The sequence below is a fragment of the Paenarthrobacter sp. E2MeOHC11 genome (genome assembly GCF_058744955.1).
In genome coordinates, this window is the sequence record NZ_CP196673.1 from 1,832,304 (window position 1) to 1,847,678 (window position 15,375).

At 62.9% G+C, this 15,375-nt stretch carries 15 protein-coding genes; 5 read left to right on the forward strand and 10 right to left on the reverse strand.

Annotated features, from left to right (window positions below; genetic code table 11):
* Window positions 1-66 precede the first annotated feature (66 nt).
* Entirely contained in the window at window positions 67-462 is a 396-nt protein-coding gene (locus ACSSVG_RS08435) for a hypothetical protein (RefSeq protein WP_231341420.1), read from the forward strand.
* A gap of 4 nt (window positions 463-466) precedes the next feature.
* Here ACSSVG_RS08435 and ACSSVG_RS08440 read toward each other — a convergent pair whose 3' ends face one another.
* On the reverse strand, window positions 467-1,225 hold the full coding sequence (locus ACSSVG_RS08440) for a class I SAM-dependent DNA methyltransferase (RefSeq protein WP_492418384.1): 759 nt from the start codon (window positions 1,223-1,225) through the stop codon (window positions 467-469).
* A gap of 64 nt (window positions 1,226-1,289) precedes the next feature.
* Between ACSSVG_RS08440 and ACSSVG_RS08445 the strand changes: the two genes are divergently transcribed.
* The 3 genes from ACSSVG_RS08445 to ACSSVG_RS08455 all read left to right on the forward strand — a co-directional run bounded on the left by ACSSVG_RS08445 (window position 1,290) and on the right by ACSSVG_RS08455 (window position 3,938).
* Window positions 1,290-1,781, forward strand: coding sequence for a MarR family winged helix-turn-helix transcriptional regulator (locus ACSSVG_RS08445; RefSeq protein WP_231341418.1), 492 nt, complete (start codon window positions 1,290-1,292; stop codon window positions 1,779-1,781).
* Window positions 1,782-1,868: 87 nt separating this feature from the next.
* Complete coding sequence (locus ACSSVG_RS08450) at window positions 1,869-3,371, forward strand: MFS transporter (protein WP_492418386.1); 1,503 nt, start codon at window positions 1,869-1,871, stop codon at window positions 3,369-3,371.
* 159 nt (window positions 3,372-3,530) lie between these two features.
* A complete protein-coding gene (locus tag ACSSVG_RS08455) occupies window positions 3,531-3,938 on the forward strand; it encodes a hypothetical protein (protein WP_253465786.1) in 408 nt (135 codons plus the stop codon).
* Here ACSSVG_RS08455 and ACSSVG_RS08460 read toward each other — a convergent pair.
* The 6 genes from ACSSVG_RS08460 to ACSSVG_RS08485 all read right to left on the reverse strand — a co-directional run bounded on the left by ACSSVG_RS08460 (window position 3,909) and on the right by ACSSVG_RS08485 (window position 9,256).
* A complete protein-coding gene (locus ACSSVG_RS08460; protein ID WP_492418388.1) occupies window positions 3,909-4,718 on the reverse strand; it encodes a sigma-70 family RNA polymerase sigma factor in 810 nt (269 codons plus the stop codon). The two genes, ACSSVG_RS08455 and ACSSVG_RS08460, sit on opposite strands and share 30 nt — an antisense overlap.
* A gap of 165 nt (window positions 4,719-4,883) precedes the next feature.
* Window positions 4,884-5,264: a RidA family protein gene (locus ACSSVG_RS08465; RefSeq protein WP_231341414.1), complete on the reverse strand. Its 381-nt coding sequence runs from the start codon at window positions 5,262-5,264 to the stop codon at window positions 4,884-4,886.
* Between the two features lie 32 nt (window positions 5,265-5,296).
* Window positions 5,297-6,061, reverse strand: coding sequence for an amino acid ABC transporter ATP-binding protein (locus ACSSVG_RS08470; protein WP_269215773.1), 765 nt, complete (start codon window positions 6,059-6,061; stop codon window positions 5,297-5,299).
* Window positions 6,061-6,984 carry an amino acid ABC transporter permease gene (locus ACSSVG_RS08475; RefSeq protein ID WP_231341413.1) on the reverse strand — a complete coding sequence of 308 codons (924 nt, stop codon included), beginning with the start codon at window positions 6,982-6,984 and terminating at the stop codon, window positions 6,061-6,063. The genes ACSSVG_RS08470 and ACSSVG_RS08475 overlap by 1 nt, the downstream gene beginning before the upstream one ends.
* A 44-nt stretch (window positions 6,985-7,028) precedes the next feature.
* Window positions 7,029-7,958: an ABC transporter substrate-binding protein gene (locus tag ACSSVG_RS08480; RefSeq protein ID WP_492418391.1), complete on the reverse strand. Its 930-nt coding sequence runs from the start codon at window positions 7,956-7,958 to the stop codon at window positions 7,029-7,031.
* Complete coding sequence (locus ACSSVG_RS08485) at window positions 7,958-9,256, reverse strand: alpha-hydroxy acid oxidase (RefSeq protein ID WP_492418393.1); 1,299 nt, start codon at window positions 9,254-9,256, stop codon at window positions 7,958-7,960. The genes ACSSVG_RS08480 and ACSSVG_RS08485 overlap by 1 nt, the downstream gene beginning before the upstream one ends.
* Window positions 9,257-9,384: 128 nt before the next feature.
* Here ACSSVG_RS08485 and ACSSVG_RS08490 point away from each other — a divergent pair, with 128 nt between their 5' ends.
* A complete protein-coding gene (locus ACSSVG_RS08490) occupies window positions 9,385-11,064 on the forward strand; it encodes a PucR family transcriptional regulator (RefSeq protein ID WP_492418395.1) in 1,680 nt (559 codons plus the stop codon).
* Between the two features lie 28 nt (window positions 11,065-11,092).
* Here ACSSVG_RS08490 and ACSSVG_RS08495 read toward each other — a convergent pair whose 3' ends face one another.
* From ACSSVG_RS08495 to ACSSVG_RS08505, 3 genes are read right to left on the reverse strand one after another with little or no spacing between them, the layout of a single operon-like run.
* Window positions 11,093-13,447 (reverse strand): glycoside hydrolase family 65 protein, encoded by a 2,355-nt coding sequence (locus ACSSVG_RS08495; RefSeq protein WP_231341409.1) that lies wholly within the window; start codon window positions 13,445-13,447, stop codon window positions 11,093-11,095.
* Window positions 13,448-13,477: 30 nt separating this feature from the next.
* Window positions 13,478-14,203: an HAD family hydrolase gene (locus tag ACSSVG_RS08500; protein ID WP_253465777.1), complete on the reverse strand. Its 726-nt coding sequence runs from the start codon at window positions 14,201-14,203 to the stop codon at window positions 13,478-13,480.
* A 14-nt stretch (window positions 14,204-14,217) separates the two neighbouring features.
* The gene (locus tag ACSSVG_RS08505; protein WP_492418397.1) at window positions 14,218-15,219 is read right to left on the reverse strand and encodes a LacI family DNA-binding transcriptional regulator; all 1,002 of its coding nucleotides are present in this window, start codon (window positions 15,217-15,219) and stop codon (window positions 14,218-14,220) included.
* Between the last annotated feature and the right edge of the window lie 156 nt (window positions 15,220-15,375).

The window sequence follows — 15,375 nt, forward strand, 5'->3', positions numbered from 1 at the left end:
TAGCAATCCGGCAGCATGGCCCATGTTTGCCTAGTCCGTGGTTGCTTGGATTGATACGCTCACGGAATGCGGATCCGGCCGATCGATCTTGTGGATGTACTCGTCTACTTGGTCGTGTTGGGCGTGTTTATCCAGCTGTTCCCCGCCGTCATTTCAGAGTCCTTCCTGCTGGCCCTTCTCACGGCGATCCTGCTGAAAGCAGTGCTCGAGATCGTGATGTTCGCCAAGAAGAAGATCGTCGGACGCATCAGGGATGGAAAGACCGTGGCAGCCCGGATTGTCAGCGTTGTCGCACTGCTGTTTGTCATGCCGGGAAGCAAGTTCGTGGTGCTGGAGTTGGTCGATTTCGTGTTCGGCGACGCCGTACAACTCGGCGGGTTCTTCGCAGTGACAGCCCTCATCATCGTGCTGATGCTGGCGCGTGGTGGGATGCGACGCCTATTCGCAAGGTCAGGGCAGTGATTGGCTAGGGGCGTTCTGTGAGCCGGTACACCGATACGTGGCTGCGGGACTCAGCGGTGAATTCGCTGCGGTCCCAGTCGGCCCACCTGGATTCCAGTTCAAAACCTGCTATCCGTGCCATGAGGTCGAGCTCGCTCGGCCAGATATAGCGGTGTGGCGTCCGGCCAATCAGGGCCTCACGCCCATCGGATAGCTCAGAGCCGAACCGCACATGGTGCGAGACAACGTGCTGGCGGAGCACATCGTAAGTGTCCACCAACAAGTAGCCGGGCTCGCTCACTTCCACCGTTCCCCCATGTCCCGGGGGCAGTGAACGCAGTTGTGGGACCCAGAGTTCAATGACAAACCGACCGCCGGGGGCGAGATGGCCGGAAGCGTTCTCGAAGCACCGGACTTGCTGGTCCTGTGTCAGAAGATTCGCGATGGTGTTGAACACCAGGAAGGCCAGGGTGAAATTCCCGCCTATTGAAGCCTCGGACATGTCGCCCTGAACCACGGGAATCTGGTCTTCGCTCACCTTTTCGCGCAAGCGCGCGATCATGGCGTGGGACAGCTCAATGCCGCTGACCGGCACGCCGGCTTCCAGGAGCGGGATGGCCACGCGCCCGGTTCCGATCGCAAACTCGACGGCGGGACCTCCCGACGCGAGTTCCGACAACACCTCCACGGTGGGGCCAAGCACGTCAGGGGAGAACATCCCCTGCCCGGGAGTGTCGTACTGCTGCGCGGCATCGTCGTCCCAGAGCTGTTGCTGGTTGATCATCCTGCCACTATTGCAGCCGACCGCCGGCGATTTGAAGAGGCACGGCCCCACCTATGCTTGAGGGATGGGAGAAGAGACTGTGGACCACAAGGCCCTGGCCGTCTGCATGATTGATATCTCGTCCGACATTCGCCGCAAGTCACTGAACGAGACCGGCCTCCGCCCCATCTCGAATGGTCTGCTGGAAATCCTTCGCGTTGTTGAAAGCCATCCTGGTGTCACCGTTGCCGAGGTGGCGGCCAGACTTGGGCGGCAGTTGAGCAACATCAGTTCCCAGTTGCGCGAGCTCGTAGCTTCCGGCTTGGTCACGCGGGTCAAGGATGCCTCAGACAAGCGCTACGTTTCCCTCCACCCCACGGACGAATCCAGACGGATCAAGGCGCTCCTGGAGAATGGGTGGGCCGACGCCATCATCGCGGCGAGCGCCCGCCTGCTTCCCGAAGAGCGCGAGCAGATCGCGGCCAGCCTTCCGGCGCTGCAGCGGTTGGCTTCGTTCCTTTCAGAACCTGAGATGGACCCGGCACACCCCAAGCTTCCGCACCCCAGGAACACGTAAGGCACGTCACCCTGATCCGGGCTTACACCCGCCACCATAAGTACTTATACTTCTATAAGTATTACTACTTTCAAGAATGGGTGACGCGTGGCATCGCAACTACTGGAGACATCGGGCGGACAAGCCCAAGCAAACACACCAGCCCCACCGGGCGGTAAAGGCAACATCGGCTGGCGGGCCCTACCCTTCCTGGCCCTCGCCCAGTTCATGGTGGTCCTGGATGGCACCATCGTGAACCTGGCACTCCCCCGCCTCCAGATGGAAATGGGCATCAGCGATTCCACCCGCTCCTGGGTGGTCACTGCGTACGCCCTCGTCTTCGGCGCCTTCCTCCTCTTGGGCGGACGGATCTCCGATTTCTGGGGACGGAAGCGGACCTTCATCACGGCCTCGGCAGGCTTCGCGGTGGCATCACTCATCGGCGGATTGGCCCAGCAGCCCTGGGAACTCATCGGGGCCCGCGCACTTCAGGGCATCTTCGCTGCCCTCCTCGCGCCGGCGGCCCTGGCACTCCTGACGGTAGCCTTCCCCGGTGGCAAGGACCGCGGCACAGCCTTCGCCATCTTCGGCTCCATCAGCGGCGTCGGTGCAGCGGTGGGAGTTCTGCTGGGCGGCTTCCTCACCGAATTTGTCTCGTGGCGGTGGTGCTTCTTCGTCAACGTACCTATCGCGGTCATCGCGCTGATCGGCGTGTGGACCTTGGTGGGCGAAAGCAAAGCGGGAGGCTCCACCAAATACGACTGGCCCGGCGTCGTCCTTGCCGCCTTGGGCCTGGGCTCATTGGTCTACGGCTTCGCCAACGCCGAACACGGCTGGGGTGCGGTGGAATCGTGGGGCTTCATTGCGGCAGGTGCGCTGTTGCTGGTACTTTTCGTCGCCGTCGAACGCAAGGTCAAGAACCCGCTGCTTCCGTTGCGCGTCGCCACCGAGCGTAACCGCGCCGCTGCATTCCTGGCGTCCTTCCTTGCCGGAGCAGTGCTGATCGGCGGCATCCTGTTCATCAACTTCTACCTCCAGATCGTTCTGGGCTTCGCCCCGTTCGCGGCCGGAATCGCATCCCTGCCCATGACGGTGGTGCTGATCATCACGGCGGGCGTTGCGGCGAAGAACCTGCCCCGACTGGGCGCCAAGGTCCCCAGCGCAGTGGGTCCGGTCTTCATGGCCGCAGCCATGCTGTGGCTCACTCAGGTCACGCCGGATGGGACGTACGCGGTGAACATGCTGCCTGCGTTGATCCTCATGGGCATCGGATTGGGCCTGGTCTTCGTCCCCATGCAGAACCTGGCCCTCTTCGGTGTGGACAAGGACGACGCCGGGGTGGCCAGCGCCCTGGTCAACGCTTCGCAGCAGATCGGCGGATCGCTGGGCATTGCACTCTTCAGCGCCATAGCGGCTGCTACCACCGCGGCAGCGACCACTACGGCAGCTGGCGGCGGTCCCCTTACGGCGCTGACCTCGGGCTATTCAATGGTGTTCCTTTGGGCGGCCGGGGTGGCGGTTTTGATAACCCCACTCGCACTCCTCCTGATCAGGATCGACCGCAGGAGCTTCAGCGGAACAAGCGATACCCCGCACGTTCACCTGGGCTGAACGATCGGCGTCGCCACCCTGTCCGGGTGGCGGCGCCCGCATCTTTAGTACGGCTCGGCGGATATCTCGCGTTAATATTGACATGACATAAGTCACATTCTGTAAGCTAATTTCAAAGTCAGGCATACGGCTTCCTTCGCCCTACCCGGGGAGGTCCCCATGGCCCCGAATTCACTCAAGGCCGAGAATCTCATGGCCCATGGCGTCGCGCTCTCGGCGGCCACCATCGCCAGGCGACGGGCAGCCGCTCAGCACGGCAACCATGGCGTGGCAAACAAGCCCGATGCCCTCCTCGGAGCGATTGCAGTCCGTCAGCTGTTCCACCGCTGGCCCTTGGTGCCATCCCGTGAACTGGAACGCATCCGCCACGTACTGATCCATTGCGACCAACTCGGTTCACCCGACACGCATCACTTATCCGAACCAGCGCAGGCGCTGCTGGACCTCATCAACTGCGAGTTGGAGCGTCGACGTGTGGCGGGAAATCAGGCGTCCGGAACGGCACCGGTCGGAGACGCAGTGGTGGCAGGACAGGCATCAGTCGCCCCGGACAAGGACGCCTCCTGAGGCTGGCTGGCCTTTGGCGTTGGCCCCCATGGAAACCTGAAGCTCCTGGAGTTCAGCCAGGACTGCTGAACAGTGGTGACAGTGATCCGCGTGCTGCCTGATTCTGGCCTGCGCATTTCCGCTCAAACCGTTGCGGACGTACCTGCCGAAATGCTTCAGATATTGTGCGCAGGACTGGATGGTGGGCTCGCCCACATGCTTCTGCAGGTACCTTTGCAGGAGCCCCTCGCGTGCACGCAGGGCCAACGCGGACACGGCGTTCGGGGTCAGCCCCAGCAACGGGCCGGCTTGTGCCGGCTTGAGACCCTCAACGTCCACATACCAGAGCACATCTTGCCAGCGCCGGGGAAGATCACGGAAGGCCTGCACCAAAATGATGGTCTCGTGGGTCCCCAGGACGTGATCGTCACCGGCAAAGGCCAGGGCATCCATCGCGCTGGAGTCAGTGAGAACCAGCCGGGCGGACGTCTGGTTCTTTCGGTGGGCCATCCTGCGGATGGTGGTCAGGAGGTAGGGCCGGAACGACTCCACAGGACCCTTGCCCTTAATGGTCGCTTGGAAGACGGCGGCAAAAGCTTCACCCACTACGTCTGCGGCGTCAAAGGGGTTGTCTGATTCCGCGCGGGCCACGAAACTTCCCACCCGCCGGTACCGGATGAACAGTTCCCCGAAGGCTGCAACATCACCTCCCCGCACCAACGCCAACAGCTGTTGGTCGCTCAGTGGTTCTGCGGAAGCCGGGTCACCACCGTTTGGGCAGGGCGTCGTTTGGACTGCCATAACGGGCCTTTCAAGGGATGGAGAAGCCTGGACGGAGCTGCCGGGATTAAGGTGATGCGGCAGTGTCGTGGGCGCAGTCAAGGAAGGCCCCGCCCAAATACGCTGTGACATGCATCGGACGGGGCCGCGTGAAGGTGTTGGGACGTTCTTGCGGGGGCGCGGTTGTTACGGGATGGCCGCCACGACGTCGATCTCCACCAGGAAGTCACCCAGGAACGAACCAACAGTGGTCCGCGCCGGGTAAGGAGCCACGACGTACTTTTCATAGATGGCGTTGAAGCCCTCGAAGTCGCGCCCCGGGTGGTGCAGGTGCACGGTCGCCTTAACCACGTGGGAGAAGTCCAGACCGTGGGCACCCAGGACCTCACCCAGGTTCTTCATGGCCTGGATGGTTTGTTCCTCGATGGTGATCCCGACGCGTTCGTCCGTCATGGGGTCGTGCGGGGTCTGGCCTGCGGTGAAAAGGAATCCGTTGGCCACGATGGCCTGGGAGTAGGGACCGGCCGGGCTGGGTGCGAGGTCCGTGGTGACTTGGTGACGGGTCATGATGGTGATGCCTTTCGCGGTGCTTGGAGAACTTACAAAACCTTGGAGAGGAACGCCTTGGTGCGTTCGTGCTGCGGATCGCCCAGGACCTGCTCGGGCGGGCCGCTTTCCACCACCACGCCGCCGTCCATGAACACCACCTGATCGGCCACCTGCCGGGCGAAACCGAGTTCGTGCGTGACCACAACCATGGTCATTCCTGCTTCAGCCAGCGACTTCATCACGTCCAGGACTTCGCCCACCAGTTCGGGGTCAAGAGCGGAGGTGGGCTCGTCGAAGAGCATCAGCTTGGGCTTCATGGCCAAGGCCCTGGCGATCGCAATGCGCTGCTGCTGCCCGCCGGAGAGCTCCTGGGGGTAGGAGTGCCCGCGGTTACCCAGGCCCACCCGGTCCAGCAGGGCCTGGGCTTCGACAACAACTTCACGCCGGGGCCGGCCAAGAACGTGCACGGGTGCCTCGATGATGTTCTCCAGCACGGTCATGTGCGGGAAGAGGTTGAAGCGTTGGAACACCATGCCGGCATTGAGCCGTGAGCGGGCCGTTTGGCGTTCCTTCATTTCGTAGAGCTTCCCGTTGCGCTCTGCGTAGCCCACCAGGTGCTCGTCCACGTAGAGCCGGCCGGCGTCAACCTTTTCGAGATGGTTGATGCAGCGAAGGAACGTGGTCTTGCCGGAACCGGACGGACCGATCAGGCAGGTCACCGATCCCTTTTCAACCCTGAGGTCGATGCCTTTCAGGATTTCGATAACGCCGAAGTTCTTCCGGACTCCCCGGGCTTCCACCATGGCGGTAGTCATCATGCTGTCCTTGTCTTAGGCTTGCGGATCCGTCGGGGTGCTGAGTCGAAGCCACGTCCGTAACGGCGTTCAAGTTTGTTTTGGAAGAAACTCAGGACAGTGGTCATGAGCAGGTACCAGAGGCTGGCCACAATGAGCAGCGGGATGGTCTGGTAGTTGTTCGCGTAGATGATCTGGGCCGAGTAGAGCAGGTCCGAAATCGCCAGGACGCTCACCAGCGACGTGCCCTTCAGCATCGAGATGACCTGGTTGCCGGTGGGCGGAAGGACCACCCGCATGGCCTGGGGCAGGATGACCCGGTTCATCAGCTTGCCACCGCTCATTCCCAAGGCACGGGCTGCATCGTACTGGCCCTTATCCACGGAGCCGATGCCGCCGCGGATAATCTCGGCCATGTATGCGGCCTCGTTCAGGGACAATCCCAGGAGCGCAGCCCCCAGCGGTGAGATCAGCACGTTGGCCGAGCCCAGGACCATGGACGGTCCCCCGAACGGAAGACCGAAGGCGATCACCGGGTAAAGGGCTGCAATGTTGTACCAAAAGATCAGCTGGACCAGCAGCGGCGTACCGCGGAAGAACCAGATGTAGGCACGGCTGATGGTGCTCAGGATCGGGTTGTCGGAGAGCCGCATGATGGCTAGCAGCGTACCCAGGGCTATGCCGACGGTCATGGACACCACTGTCAGCACGATTGTCAGTCCGGCGCCGGCAAGGATCTGCGGGGCGAACAGGTAGGACACCACGACGTCCCAGCGGTAACGCTCGTTCACCGCCACATCCCAGGCGGCGCTCAGCGCAACAAGGATGAGGACGATGGCCAGGGCCAAGCGGACCGGGTGCTTCAGGGGCACTACGGGAATCGAATCTCCGGAAGCCGCTGTCGCCGGCTCCTTGGTGTCAGGGACTGGGGGTTGATTGTGCATTGCCGTCACCTCTTTGCTGGTGGAATTCATTACTGTGTATTCCGCTACTGGGCGAAGTTGACGCGGGCGTCGGTGATGGCGCTGGTCTCCAGGCCGTACTTACCGAGGACCTTGATGTAGGACTCGCTCTTGATCACGACGTCCAGGGCGGCGGAAACGGACTTCACCAAGCCGGATTCCTTAGGCATCCCCACCCCTACGGGAGCGAACTCGTACGTACGGGCAACCTCGATCTGCGGGTTCTGGGTAGCTGCGTAATTGAGGATGGGCGAGTCAGCCAATACCGTATCCAGCCGTCCGCTGGTCAGTGCGGAGATTGCCTGCCGGGTGTCCTGGAATTCGCTCTTCTGGATGGCTTCCTTGCCGGCCGCGACGCACGCTTCGTCGTATGCAGGAACGTTGACGGTCAGCTGGTACGAGCCCGTGAGGAGTCCCACCTTCTTTCCACACAGTGCGTTCTCGTCCTTGATGCCTGCCGGGTTGCCCTTGGGAACAGCGATCGCGTTACCGATTTGCATGTAGTCAACGAAGTCCAGGACTTCCATGCGCTTTTCCGTGGGGGTCATGGAGGAGACCGTCATGTCGTAGCGGTCGGCTGCAAGGCCGGGAATGATGGAGTCGAAGTTTGCCACCTGGATGTCCACTTTGACACCCAATGCCTCGCCGATGAGACGGGCCACATCCGGATTGGTTCCGGTCATTTCCTGCGTGCCTTCGCGGTAGAACTGCGTTGGCGGTTCGTTGGTGGGGATGGCTACGCGCAGGACCTTGGAAGCCTTGATGGACTCCGGAAGAAGGTCGACGGCGGCTTGGTTGACTTCCAGCGCGGGGACGCCGGTCCCCGCTGCGGCTGCGTCGCCGGACGGGTTCGACGCCGATGCGTTGCCGGTGGGGCTGCATGCCGTCACTGCCAGCATGAGCGCTGCCGTGACGACGACGGTGGGTAAGCCGAGTTTGGCAGGCAAGTTCTTCATCAGGGGGTCCTCATTTCTTCGAGGCCCGAAGGGGCCCCAGGGATTAGGTTGGGTTGGGTGCGGGTGAACGCTTCGTTGCGGTGCCGGATCAAGTCCCGGCCTTCGGTACGCAGTTCCTTGATGGTGGATACTCCGAGGAGCATCATGGTGCGGGTCATTTCGGCCCGGAACATTTTTAGGACGTGGGCCACGCCCGCTTCACTGGCCGCAGCCAGCCCGTAAAGGTAGGGGCGGCCGATGGAGCAGGCATCGGCGCCCAGTGCCAACGCCTTGACCACGTCCGAACCCCGGCGGATTCCGCCGTCGACAATGATCTCCATCCGGCCGGCGGTCCTCTCAACGATGTCCGCGAGGACATCCAGTGGAGCAGCCATGTGGTCCAGCTGCCGTCCGCCGTGGTTACTGACCTGGATGGCGTCGATTCCCATGGCAGCTGCCAGCGCGGCGTCGTTCGCGTTCACAACGCCCTTCAGCACGATGGGACCGTTCCAGCGATCCCGCAGGTCCCTGATATCGTCCCAATCGGTGGGCTCATAGGAACCGGCAAGCAGCGTGCGCCACATGTCCGGCGAGCTGGCCAGTGGGCCCTCAGGCACCTCGGCGTCCAGGTTGGGGAAGGCGATCGCGTCATTGGCCAGGAATCCCAGCGCCCACGCGGGGTGCAACATTCCCTCCACAACCGTCTTCGGCTTGATGGACGGCGGGGCGGTAAATCCGTTGCGGTAATCGCGCTCGCGGTGTCCTATGGCCCGGCAATCGACGTTGACCAGCAGGGCTTCGTAGCCGGCGTTGGATACCCGGTCCAGGACGGCCTGCAGGAGGCCCTTGTCCGAGGTGGGTTCCAGGTTGAACCATCGGCGAAGTCCCGGTGCCGCCGCGCTGACGTCTTCCATGGTGGTGGTGCTCAGGTGGGCCAGGCCGTACGGAATACCTTCGGCGAGCGCTGCACGGGCGACGGCGGACTCGCCCTGCGGGTGGAACAGCCGGGTACCGCCTGTGGGTGAGAGGGTCACCGGCATCGAAACGGGTCCGCCCAGGAGGGTTGAGCTGAGGTCCAGGTTCTCCACGGAGCCCCATTTGGGGAGGAAAGACCAATCGTCGAACGATGCGCTGTTGCGGCGCAGCGACACCTCGTCCTCGCCGCCACCTTCGATGTATTCGAAGATGCTCTTGGGCAGGCGCTTGGCCGCCAGCTTCCGCATGTCCTCCACGCTGTAGCACTTACGCGACAGGCGCTCCGAGACGGATCGGGCCGGTCCCTGCACCGAGGCGAGCGCCTTGATGTCCTTGAGTTTCATGGTGTGTCCTCTGCGTTCCTGCTGGGGTTACCCTCCCAGCTCCTTTCCCAATAGTGACGCAGATCTCCATCTCTCTATATGTAAATTCCTCTATAAGATAGGAATCCCTCTTGTGATAACGTCCATTCATGGACCAAGCAGCGCCGCTTCCCGATCCTCAACAGGCCGAGCGTTCCCAGTCAGGGATGCAGCAATCCGTGGTGCGGTTGTCCGACTGCATCCAACTCATGCAGGCGGACCTGGTGCACGCCAATCCCACACCGGAGAACCTGGGGCACCCCGTTTCTGACGTGCTGATGTACGACCCCCTGGATAACTGGTCCAGTGTGGACGACCGCATCATCCTGGCGGTCGGATGCACCTTCGGGTCCCCGGATTTCGATCAACTCCTCCACAGGGCGGCGAACAGCAACGCGGCTGCAGTGATCGTCAAGGCACATGGCGCAAAGATGGAGCAGCTGCGTTCTGCTGCGGTTGGTTACAGCCTGTCCGTGCTCGTAGCCCCTGATACCGCGGACTGGACGCGGTTGGTGGCACTGGCCAGGGCATCGGTGATGGGTGCGGCAGCGGATTCAGTCTCAGGGGTACGGCTCGGTGACCTCTACGCCTTCGCCAACGCCGCGGCCTCCATCACCAACGGCGCCGCCAGCATAGTAGATCCGCTCGGCCGCATCCTTGGCTATTCCACCTTGCCGGGCCAGCCCATCGATGAGCTCCGGCGCATCACCACGCTCACCCTGCAGGAGACCACCCAACCGGCTTTCGACCAGGACTTCAAGATCGTCTACGCAGCCCCGGGAGCGGTGCTGGTGCCGGCGCCCGACGACGGCATGGCCCGCCTTGCGCTGGCCGTCCGGGCCGGCGGTGAGCTGCTGGGTTCCGTCTGGATCATCGACCCTGGTGAGGAGAAACGCGCCACCGCGTTGAACGCACTGGACCGCATGGCGCCCTTGGCCGGGTTGCACATGCTCCACGCGCGCTCGGCCTCGGACTTTGGCGAGCGACGCAATGCCGACCTCATCCGGACCCTCATGGATGACACTCCGCACGCATCGTTTGCTGCTGCCCAACTGGGCCTGGACACAGCCAACGGCCTGGCCGTGGCGGCCTTTTCCATAGTCCGGCCGGAGACCGGAAGCCTTGAATCAGTGCGTGACATCCATCGCCTGCTGCACCTTGTAACCACTGTGTGCAATGTGCAGTTCGGCACCAGCCACAGCGCCTTGATCGGGTCTGTGGTCTACGCACTGCTCCCCTGCAACGGGACCTCGCCGCGAGCACTGCACGGACGGATCATCCAGGAAATTGAGGCGTACTCGCACACCATCAGCTCCTTCCCGGTCATCGCCACCGTGGGAGGCATCGCCGAAAGCATCGAGGGCCTTGCCCGATCCAGGTCCGAGGCCATGCAAACCCTGCACCACCTGCTGAACCTCCAGTCACGTGAGAACAAGGCACGCGGGATAAAAGCGCCGGGCATTGCACTTTTTGAAGACTTTCAAATACCGCTGGACCTGCTGAAAATCGGCGCGTTCATTGAGGACAACGGGCTGGGCGGCTCGGACGGGATCGCCAGGATCCAGGCCCGCGACGCCGAGCAGCAAACAGATTACCTCGAAACCCTCCGGGCCTATCTGGCGTCCAACGGCAACATCTCCGCCATGGCCACCCACCTCCATGTACACAACAACACCGTCCGCTACCGCGTGGCCCGCCTGGCCGAGGACTTCAACCTGGACCTGGCGGACCCGCAGAAACGGCTGTGGTTGTGGCTGCGCCTGACCACCATGGACCTCGCGGCCAAGTAGCCGCCAAGTAGCCCCGCGAAGGCGGGACTTAACGGATGATCGGGAGGCCCGCCGTCGGGAAGACGCTGGGGAAGATCGACGGCGGCGGGACCGGTACGGTTTCCAGCGGCACCGTCACGGTGTCCGCGCCGACTGTAACGTGGTGGTCCCGCACGTTCAGGCGCAGCGGCTCGTCGCTGTAGTCCGGTCCGCCCGCGAGTGTGAGCGCGATGGAACCTTGCGAAAGATCCACGGCCAGCAAGCGTCCTTGGACCTTGAGCCGGAAGGACAAACCCTCCCACTCCACGGGCAGACGCGGATCGAAGCGCAGCACCTCGCCCTGGTCCCGCATGCCCGCGAAACCGCACACCAAGGAGCTCCAGATTCCGCCGGTGGAGGCGATGTGGACGCCGTCGATCGTGTTGCCGTGGGAATTGTCGAGGTCGATGAACAGGGCGTCGGTGAAGTGCTTCAAGGCAACGTCGCCATACCCGACCTCGGCCGCCATGATGCCTTGGACGCACGCAGACAGGGTGGAGTCGCCGGTGGTGATGGGATCGTAGAAGTCAAAGGCGCGCTGCTTTTCCTCCGCCGTGAAGTCCTGCCACTGGAGGAACATCGCCAACACGGTGTCGGCCTGCTTGAGGACCTGGTGCCGGTAGATCACCAAGGGGTGGAAGTTCAGCAGCAACGGGTACTTGGACTTGGGAGTGTTCCAGTCCCATGGCTCCAGGGTCATGAAGTCGTTGTCCTGGCTGAACACTTCAAGGTGGGGGTCGTAAGGCAGTGACATGCGCTCGGCAGCCTGGCGCCACACCATCCGCTCGGTGTCGGCGATTCCCTCATCCTCCAGGGCGGCAGCGGCACGCAGGTTGAAACGCGCCATGACGTTTGTGTACAGGTTGTCGTTGACCACGGCCGTGTATTCATCCGGGCCGGTGACGCCGTGGATGTGGAACATGCCGTCCTTGCCGAAGAACCCCAGGGAGGCCCACATGCGTGCTGTTTCAATCAGCAGGTCGGCCCCCAGTTCGCCGCTGAAGGTGTCGTCGCCGCTGGCCCACTGGTACCGGTTGGCCGCGAAAGCGATGGCCGCGGCGATGTGGAACTGGGCAGTCCCGGCAGCGTAGTAGGCACTGGCCTCAAGCCCGTTGATGGTGCGCCACGGGAACAGTGCGCCATCAACACTGAGCTCCTTGGCCCGCACCCGGGCATCCGGCAGCATGGCATGGCGGGATTCGAGCACCTTCCGGGCACCGCAGGGGTTGGTGTACGTCAGGTACGGCAGGAGGTAGACCTCCTGGTCCCAGAAGTAGTGGCCCTCATAGCCGGACCCGCTGACGCCCTTTGCCGGAATACCGGCCACCCCGGCACGTGCAGTGGCCTGCGCCAGTTGGAAGAGTCCCCAGCGAACGGCCTGCTGCATCTCGGGTTGGCCGCCGATGGAGATGTCGGCCGTGGTCCAGTACTGCTCGTAGTGCGCTTTGCTTTGCGCCAGGACCTCGGCGAAGGAAACGAGGTTGGCTTCCGCATCGGCGGCCAGGCTCTCGCCGCGGTCCTCGGCGTCGCTGGAGCCGGCCACGACGTAACTGACCGACTTCTCGACGCGGAAAGTGTCGCCGTCGTGGATTGCCAGGACATAGCGCACGGACGATTCGTCCTCAGCCACCAACGTCTCGAACGGCTGGCCTTCGGCAGAGATCCAGTGATCCACGGCCATGGCAACACGCTGTCGCGATTCGGAGGTCTCCCACGCCAGGCGGAGGGAACCGTCGGCTCCCTGCAGGTGCAAGGGCAACAGGACGCGGCCGGCGTGCCGGCCGGAGCGGCGCGGATCATGGACGGAGTGGTCCTCCACAGGCTGGTCCTGGCGGTTGACGACGCCGGAAGTGATGTCCGCGGACACGTCCCGGTCAGCTGTCAGCGACAGTTCCAAGCCAAGGCATCCGCGCGAATCGAACCCGACCGCACGGCGCTCCACCGTGGTGACCGTGGCACCTGAACGGCAGGCCCAGGTAATGCTTTCCTCGTAGACGCCTGTGGAGAAGTCCACGCTGCGGTGGTAGTCCACCACCGTGGACTCCGCCAGGCTCAGGGCCTCACCGTCAATGGACACCGTGAAATTGTTGGCGTCCGGCACGTAGACGATCCGCTGGCCCGTCCGGGCGAAGCCGTAAGCATTCTCGGCGTGCTTGATGTCCCAGATCTCATGGAAACCGTTGACGAACGTACCGGGAAGCTCGCTGTCCCCGGCCGTTGAATGCGAGCCACGGATACCAAGGTGGCCGTTGCCGAGCGCGAACAGCGTTTCCAGCGTTCCCTCGTCACCGGCGACGTGGATGTTTTCCACGAGCTTCCAGGGCTCGCAGGGGAAGCGCAGCCGATCGGAGCTGATGAGTGCCATGGGCTGTTGAAGTCCTTCGAAAAAGTAGGGTCAGAGAAGATCGTTGAGGTCGTCGACCACCAGCGTGGCGCCGGCGTCGAGCAAGGCCTGTCGGCCTGCTCCGCGGTCCACACCGATCACGGCGAAGAAGTTGGCACCGGCGCCGGCCTGCACGCCGGACACTGCGTCCTCCACCACGATGCATTCCTCCACGGGCACGCCCAGCAGGCTTGCTCCATAGACATACGTGGCCGGGTCCGGCTTACCGGGAAGTCCGACGGCGGCGGCCACCTGACCGTCGACGACAACCTCGAAGTGGTGGTCCAGGCCCGCGGCCTTCAGCACTGCGGGCGCGTTGCGGGAGGAGGACACCACAGCCACCTTGAGCCCCAACTCCACCGCCGCGTTGATGAATTTGACCGAGCCCTCGTACGGCTCGACGCCGCGGGAATTCACGATCTCATTGAAAATCGCGTTCTTCCGGTTGCCCAGGCCCTGCACCGTCTCGTTGTCGGGGTCGTCGTGGACCGGACCTTCGGGCAAGGTAATGCCACGGGAGGCCAGGAAATCCCGGACTCCGTCGAAGCGCGGCTTCCCGTCGATGTGATCGAAGTAGTCGCTCTCCTGGTAACCCTGCGGATGGCCCGCACCAGTCAGGTAGCCATCGAACAGCTCCTGCCACGCATGCTCGTGCACCACGGCAGTGGGCGTCAGCACGCCGTCGAGGTCGAACAACAGCGCAGAGGCGCCCGTCCAGGCAGTACGAAGATCAGTCATATGCAGTATTCCGTTCAGCGCTTGTGGCGCGTGGTTTTGCGTTCGATGAGCTTGGTATCGAGCAGGTGGTTGGTCGGTTGATGGGGAGTTTCGATATTCAGCAGGCGTTCACACAGCAGGTTTGCTGCGAAGGCGCCTTGGTCTGCGACGGGCTGCGCCACAGTGCTCAGGCCAAGGAACCCGCTCATGGGGTGGTCGTCCATACCGATCACGGACACGTTTTTGGGCACGGACAGGCCGTGTTCGCGCAGCGCAGTCAACACACCGAACGCGGCCTCATCACAGTGGGCAAACACTGCCGTGGGCCTAGCACCGCGGGCGACGAGTTCTGTCATTGCCCGCCGGCCGTCGTCGATGCTTGGCCCGGAACCCACCACAAAGTCCGGGTGGACGGTGAGGTCGTGTTCATCCAGCGCACGCCTGAAACCACGGAACCGTGGGGTCTCAGTCACAACGGGGTGCTCATTGCTCGAGAGAACGGCCAAGTCCCAATGGCCCAGCCCCAGCAGGTGTTGGGTGGCCTGCCAGGCCGCGTGTTCGTCATCGATACCTACATTGTCCCACGGAACATTTCCCATACCCACGCTGGCCACTGCCAGCCCGGACGCTTGCAACGCTTCCACCTCCGCGGCCGCGAGGTCAATATTGAGCAGGAGAAGCCCGTCCACCCTCTGGGCGAGGTTCTCCAACTCCCCAAAGACCTGCTTCCTCACGCTGGGTTTGTTGCGCAGGCTGATCAGGACTGTGTCATAGCCGCTGTCGCCGAAGACTTCTTCTGCTGCTTCCACTGCTTGGGCGAAGAACCAGGCCGTGGCCGTAGGTGCAACGATGGCCACCGATCCCGTGGTGCCGCCTGCCAGCCGTGACGCGGCAGCCGAGGCTTTGTAGCCAAGTTTGCTGGCGGCCTCCGCCACCTGTCGCTGTGCCTTTTCAGAAACATTGGGGAGCTTCCTGAGTGCCCGCGACACCGTGCAAATGGACAATCCGGAGAGGACGGCAACGTCCTGGATCGTCACCCTGTGAGTCCTAACCATGCAACACGGCCTCAACCCTTTCCATGCTCGCCTGACGCCTGGGGCGTGAGACCCCGACCGGGTCACCAGCCAAAAGTGTAAGCGCTTACAATTTTGTCATTCAATAGAGTGCAGTCGAATGCGATATTGTGACGCGAA

Bases quoted from the DNA above. Each gene is read 5' to 3' on its own strand.
- ACSSVG_RS08480 (WP_492418391.1), bottom strand. From the start codon at position 7,958: ATGAAGAACTTGCCTGCCAAACTCGGCTTACCCACCGTCGTCGTCACG.
- ACSSVG_RS08460 (WP_492418388.1), bottom strand. From the start codon at position 4,718: ATGGCAGTCCAAACGACGCCCTGCCCAAACGGTGGTGACCCGGCTTCC.
- ACSSVG_RS08500 (WP_253465777.1), bottom strand. From the start codon at position 14,203: ATGACTGATCTTCGTACTGCCTGGACGGGCGCCTCTGCGCTGTTGTTC.
- ACSSVG_RS08440 (WP_492418384.1), bottom strand. From the start codon at position 1,225: ATGATCAACCAGCAACAGCTCTGGGACGACGATGCCGCGCAGCAGTAC.
- ACSSVG_RS08495 (WP_231341409.1), bottom strand. From the start codon at position 13,447: ATGGCACTCATCAGCTCCGATCGGCTGCGCTTCCCCTGCGAGCCCTGG.
- ACSSVG_RS08490 (WP_492418395.1), top strand. From the start codon at position 9,385: ATGGACCAAGCAGCGCCGCTTCCCGATCCTCAACAGGCCGAGCGTTCC.
- ACSSVG_RS08485 (WP_492418393.1), bottom strand. From the start codon at position 9,256: ATGAAACTCAAGGACATCAAGGCGCTCGCCTCGGTGCAGGGACCGGCC.
- ACSSVG_RS08475 (WP_231341413.1), bottom strand. From the start codon at position 6,984: ATGCACAATCAACCCCCAGTCCCTGACACCAAGGAGCCGGCGACAGCG.
- ACSSVG_RS08465 (WP_231341414.1), bottom strand. From the start codon at position 5,264: ATGACCCGTCACCAAGTCACCACGGACCTCGCACCCAGCCCGGCCGGT.
- ACSSVG_RS08435 (WP_231341420.1), top strand. From the start codon at position 67: ATGCGGATCCGGCCGATCGATCTTGTGGATGTACTCGTCTACTTGGTC.
- ACSSVG_RS08455 (WP_253465786.1), top strand. From the start codon at position 3,531: ATGGCCCCGAATTCACTCAAGGCCGAGAATCTCATGGCCCATGGCGTC.
- ACSSVG_RS08470 (WP_269215773.1), bottom strand. From the start codon at position 6,061: ATGACTACCGCCATGGTGGAAGCCCGGGGAGTCCGGAAGAACTTCGGC.
- ACSSVG_RS08445 (WP_231341418.1), top strand. From the start codon at position 1,290: ATGGGAGAAGAGACTGTGGACCACAAGGCCCTGGCCGTCTGCATGATT.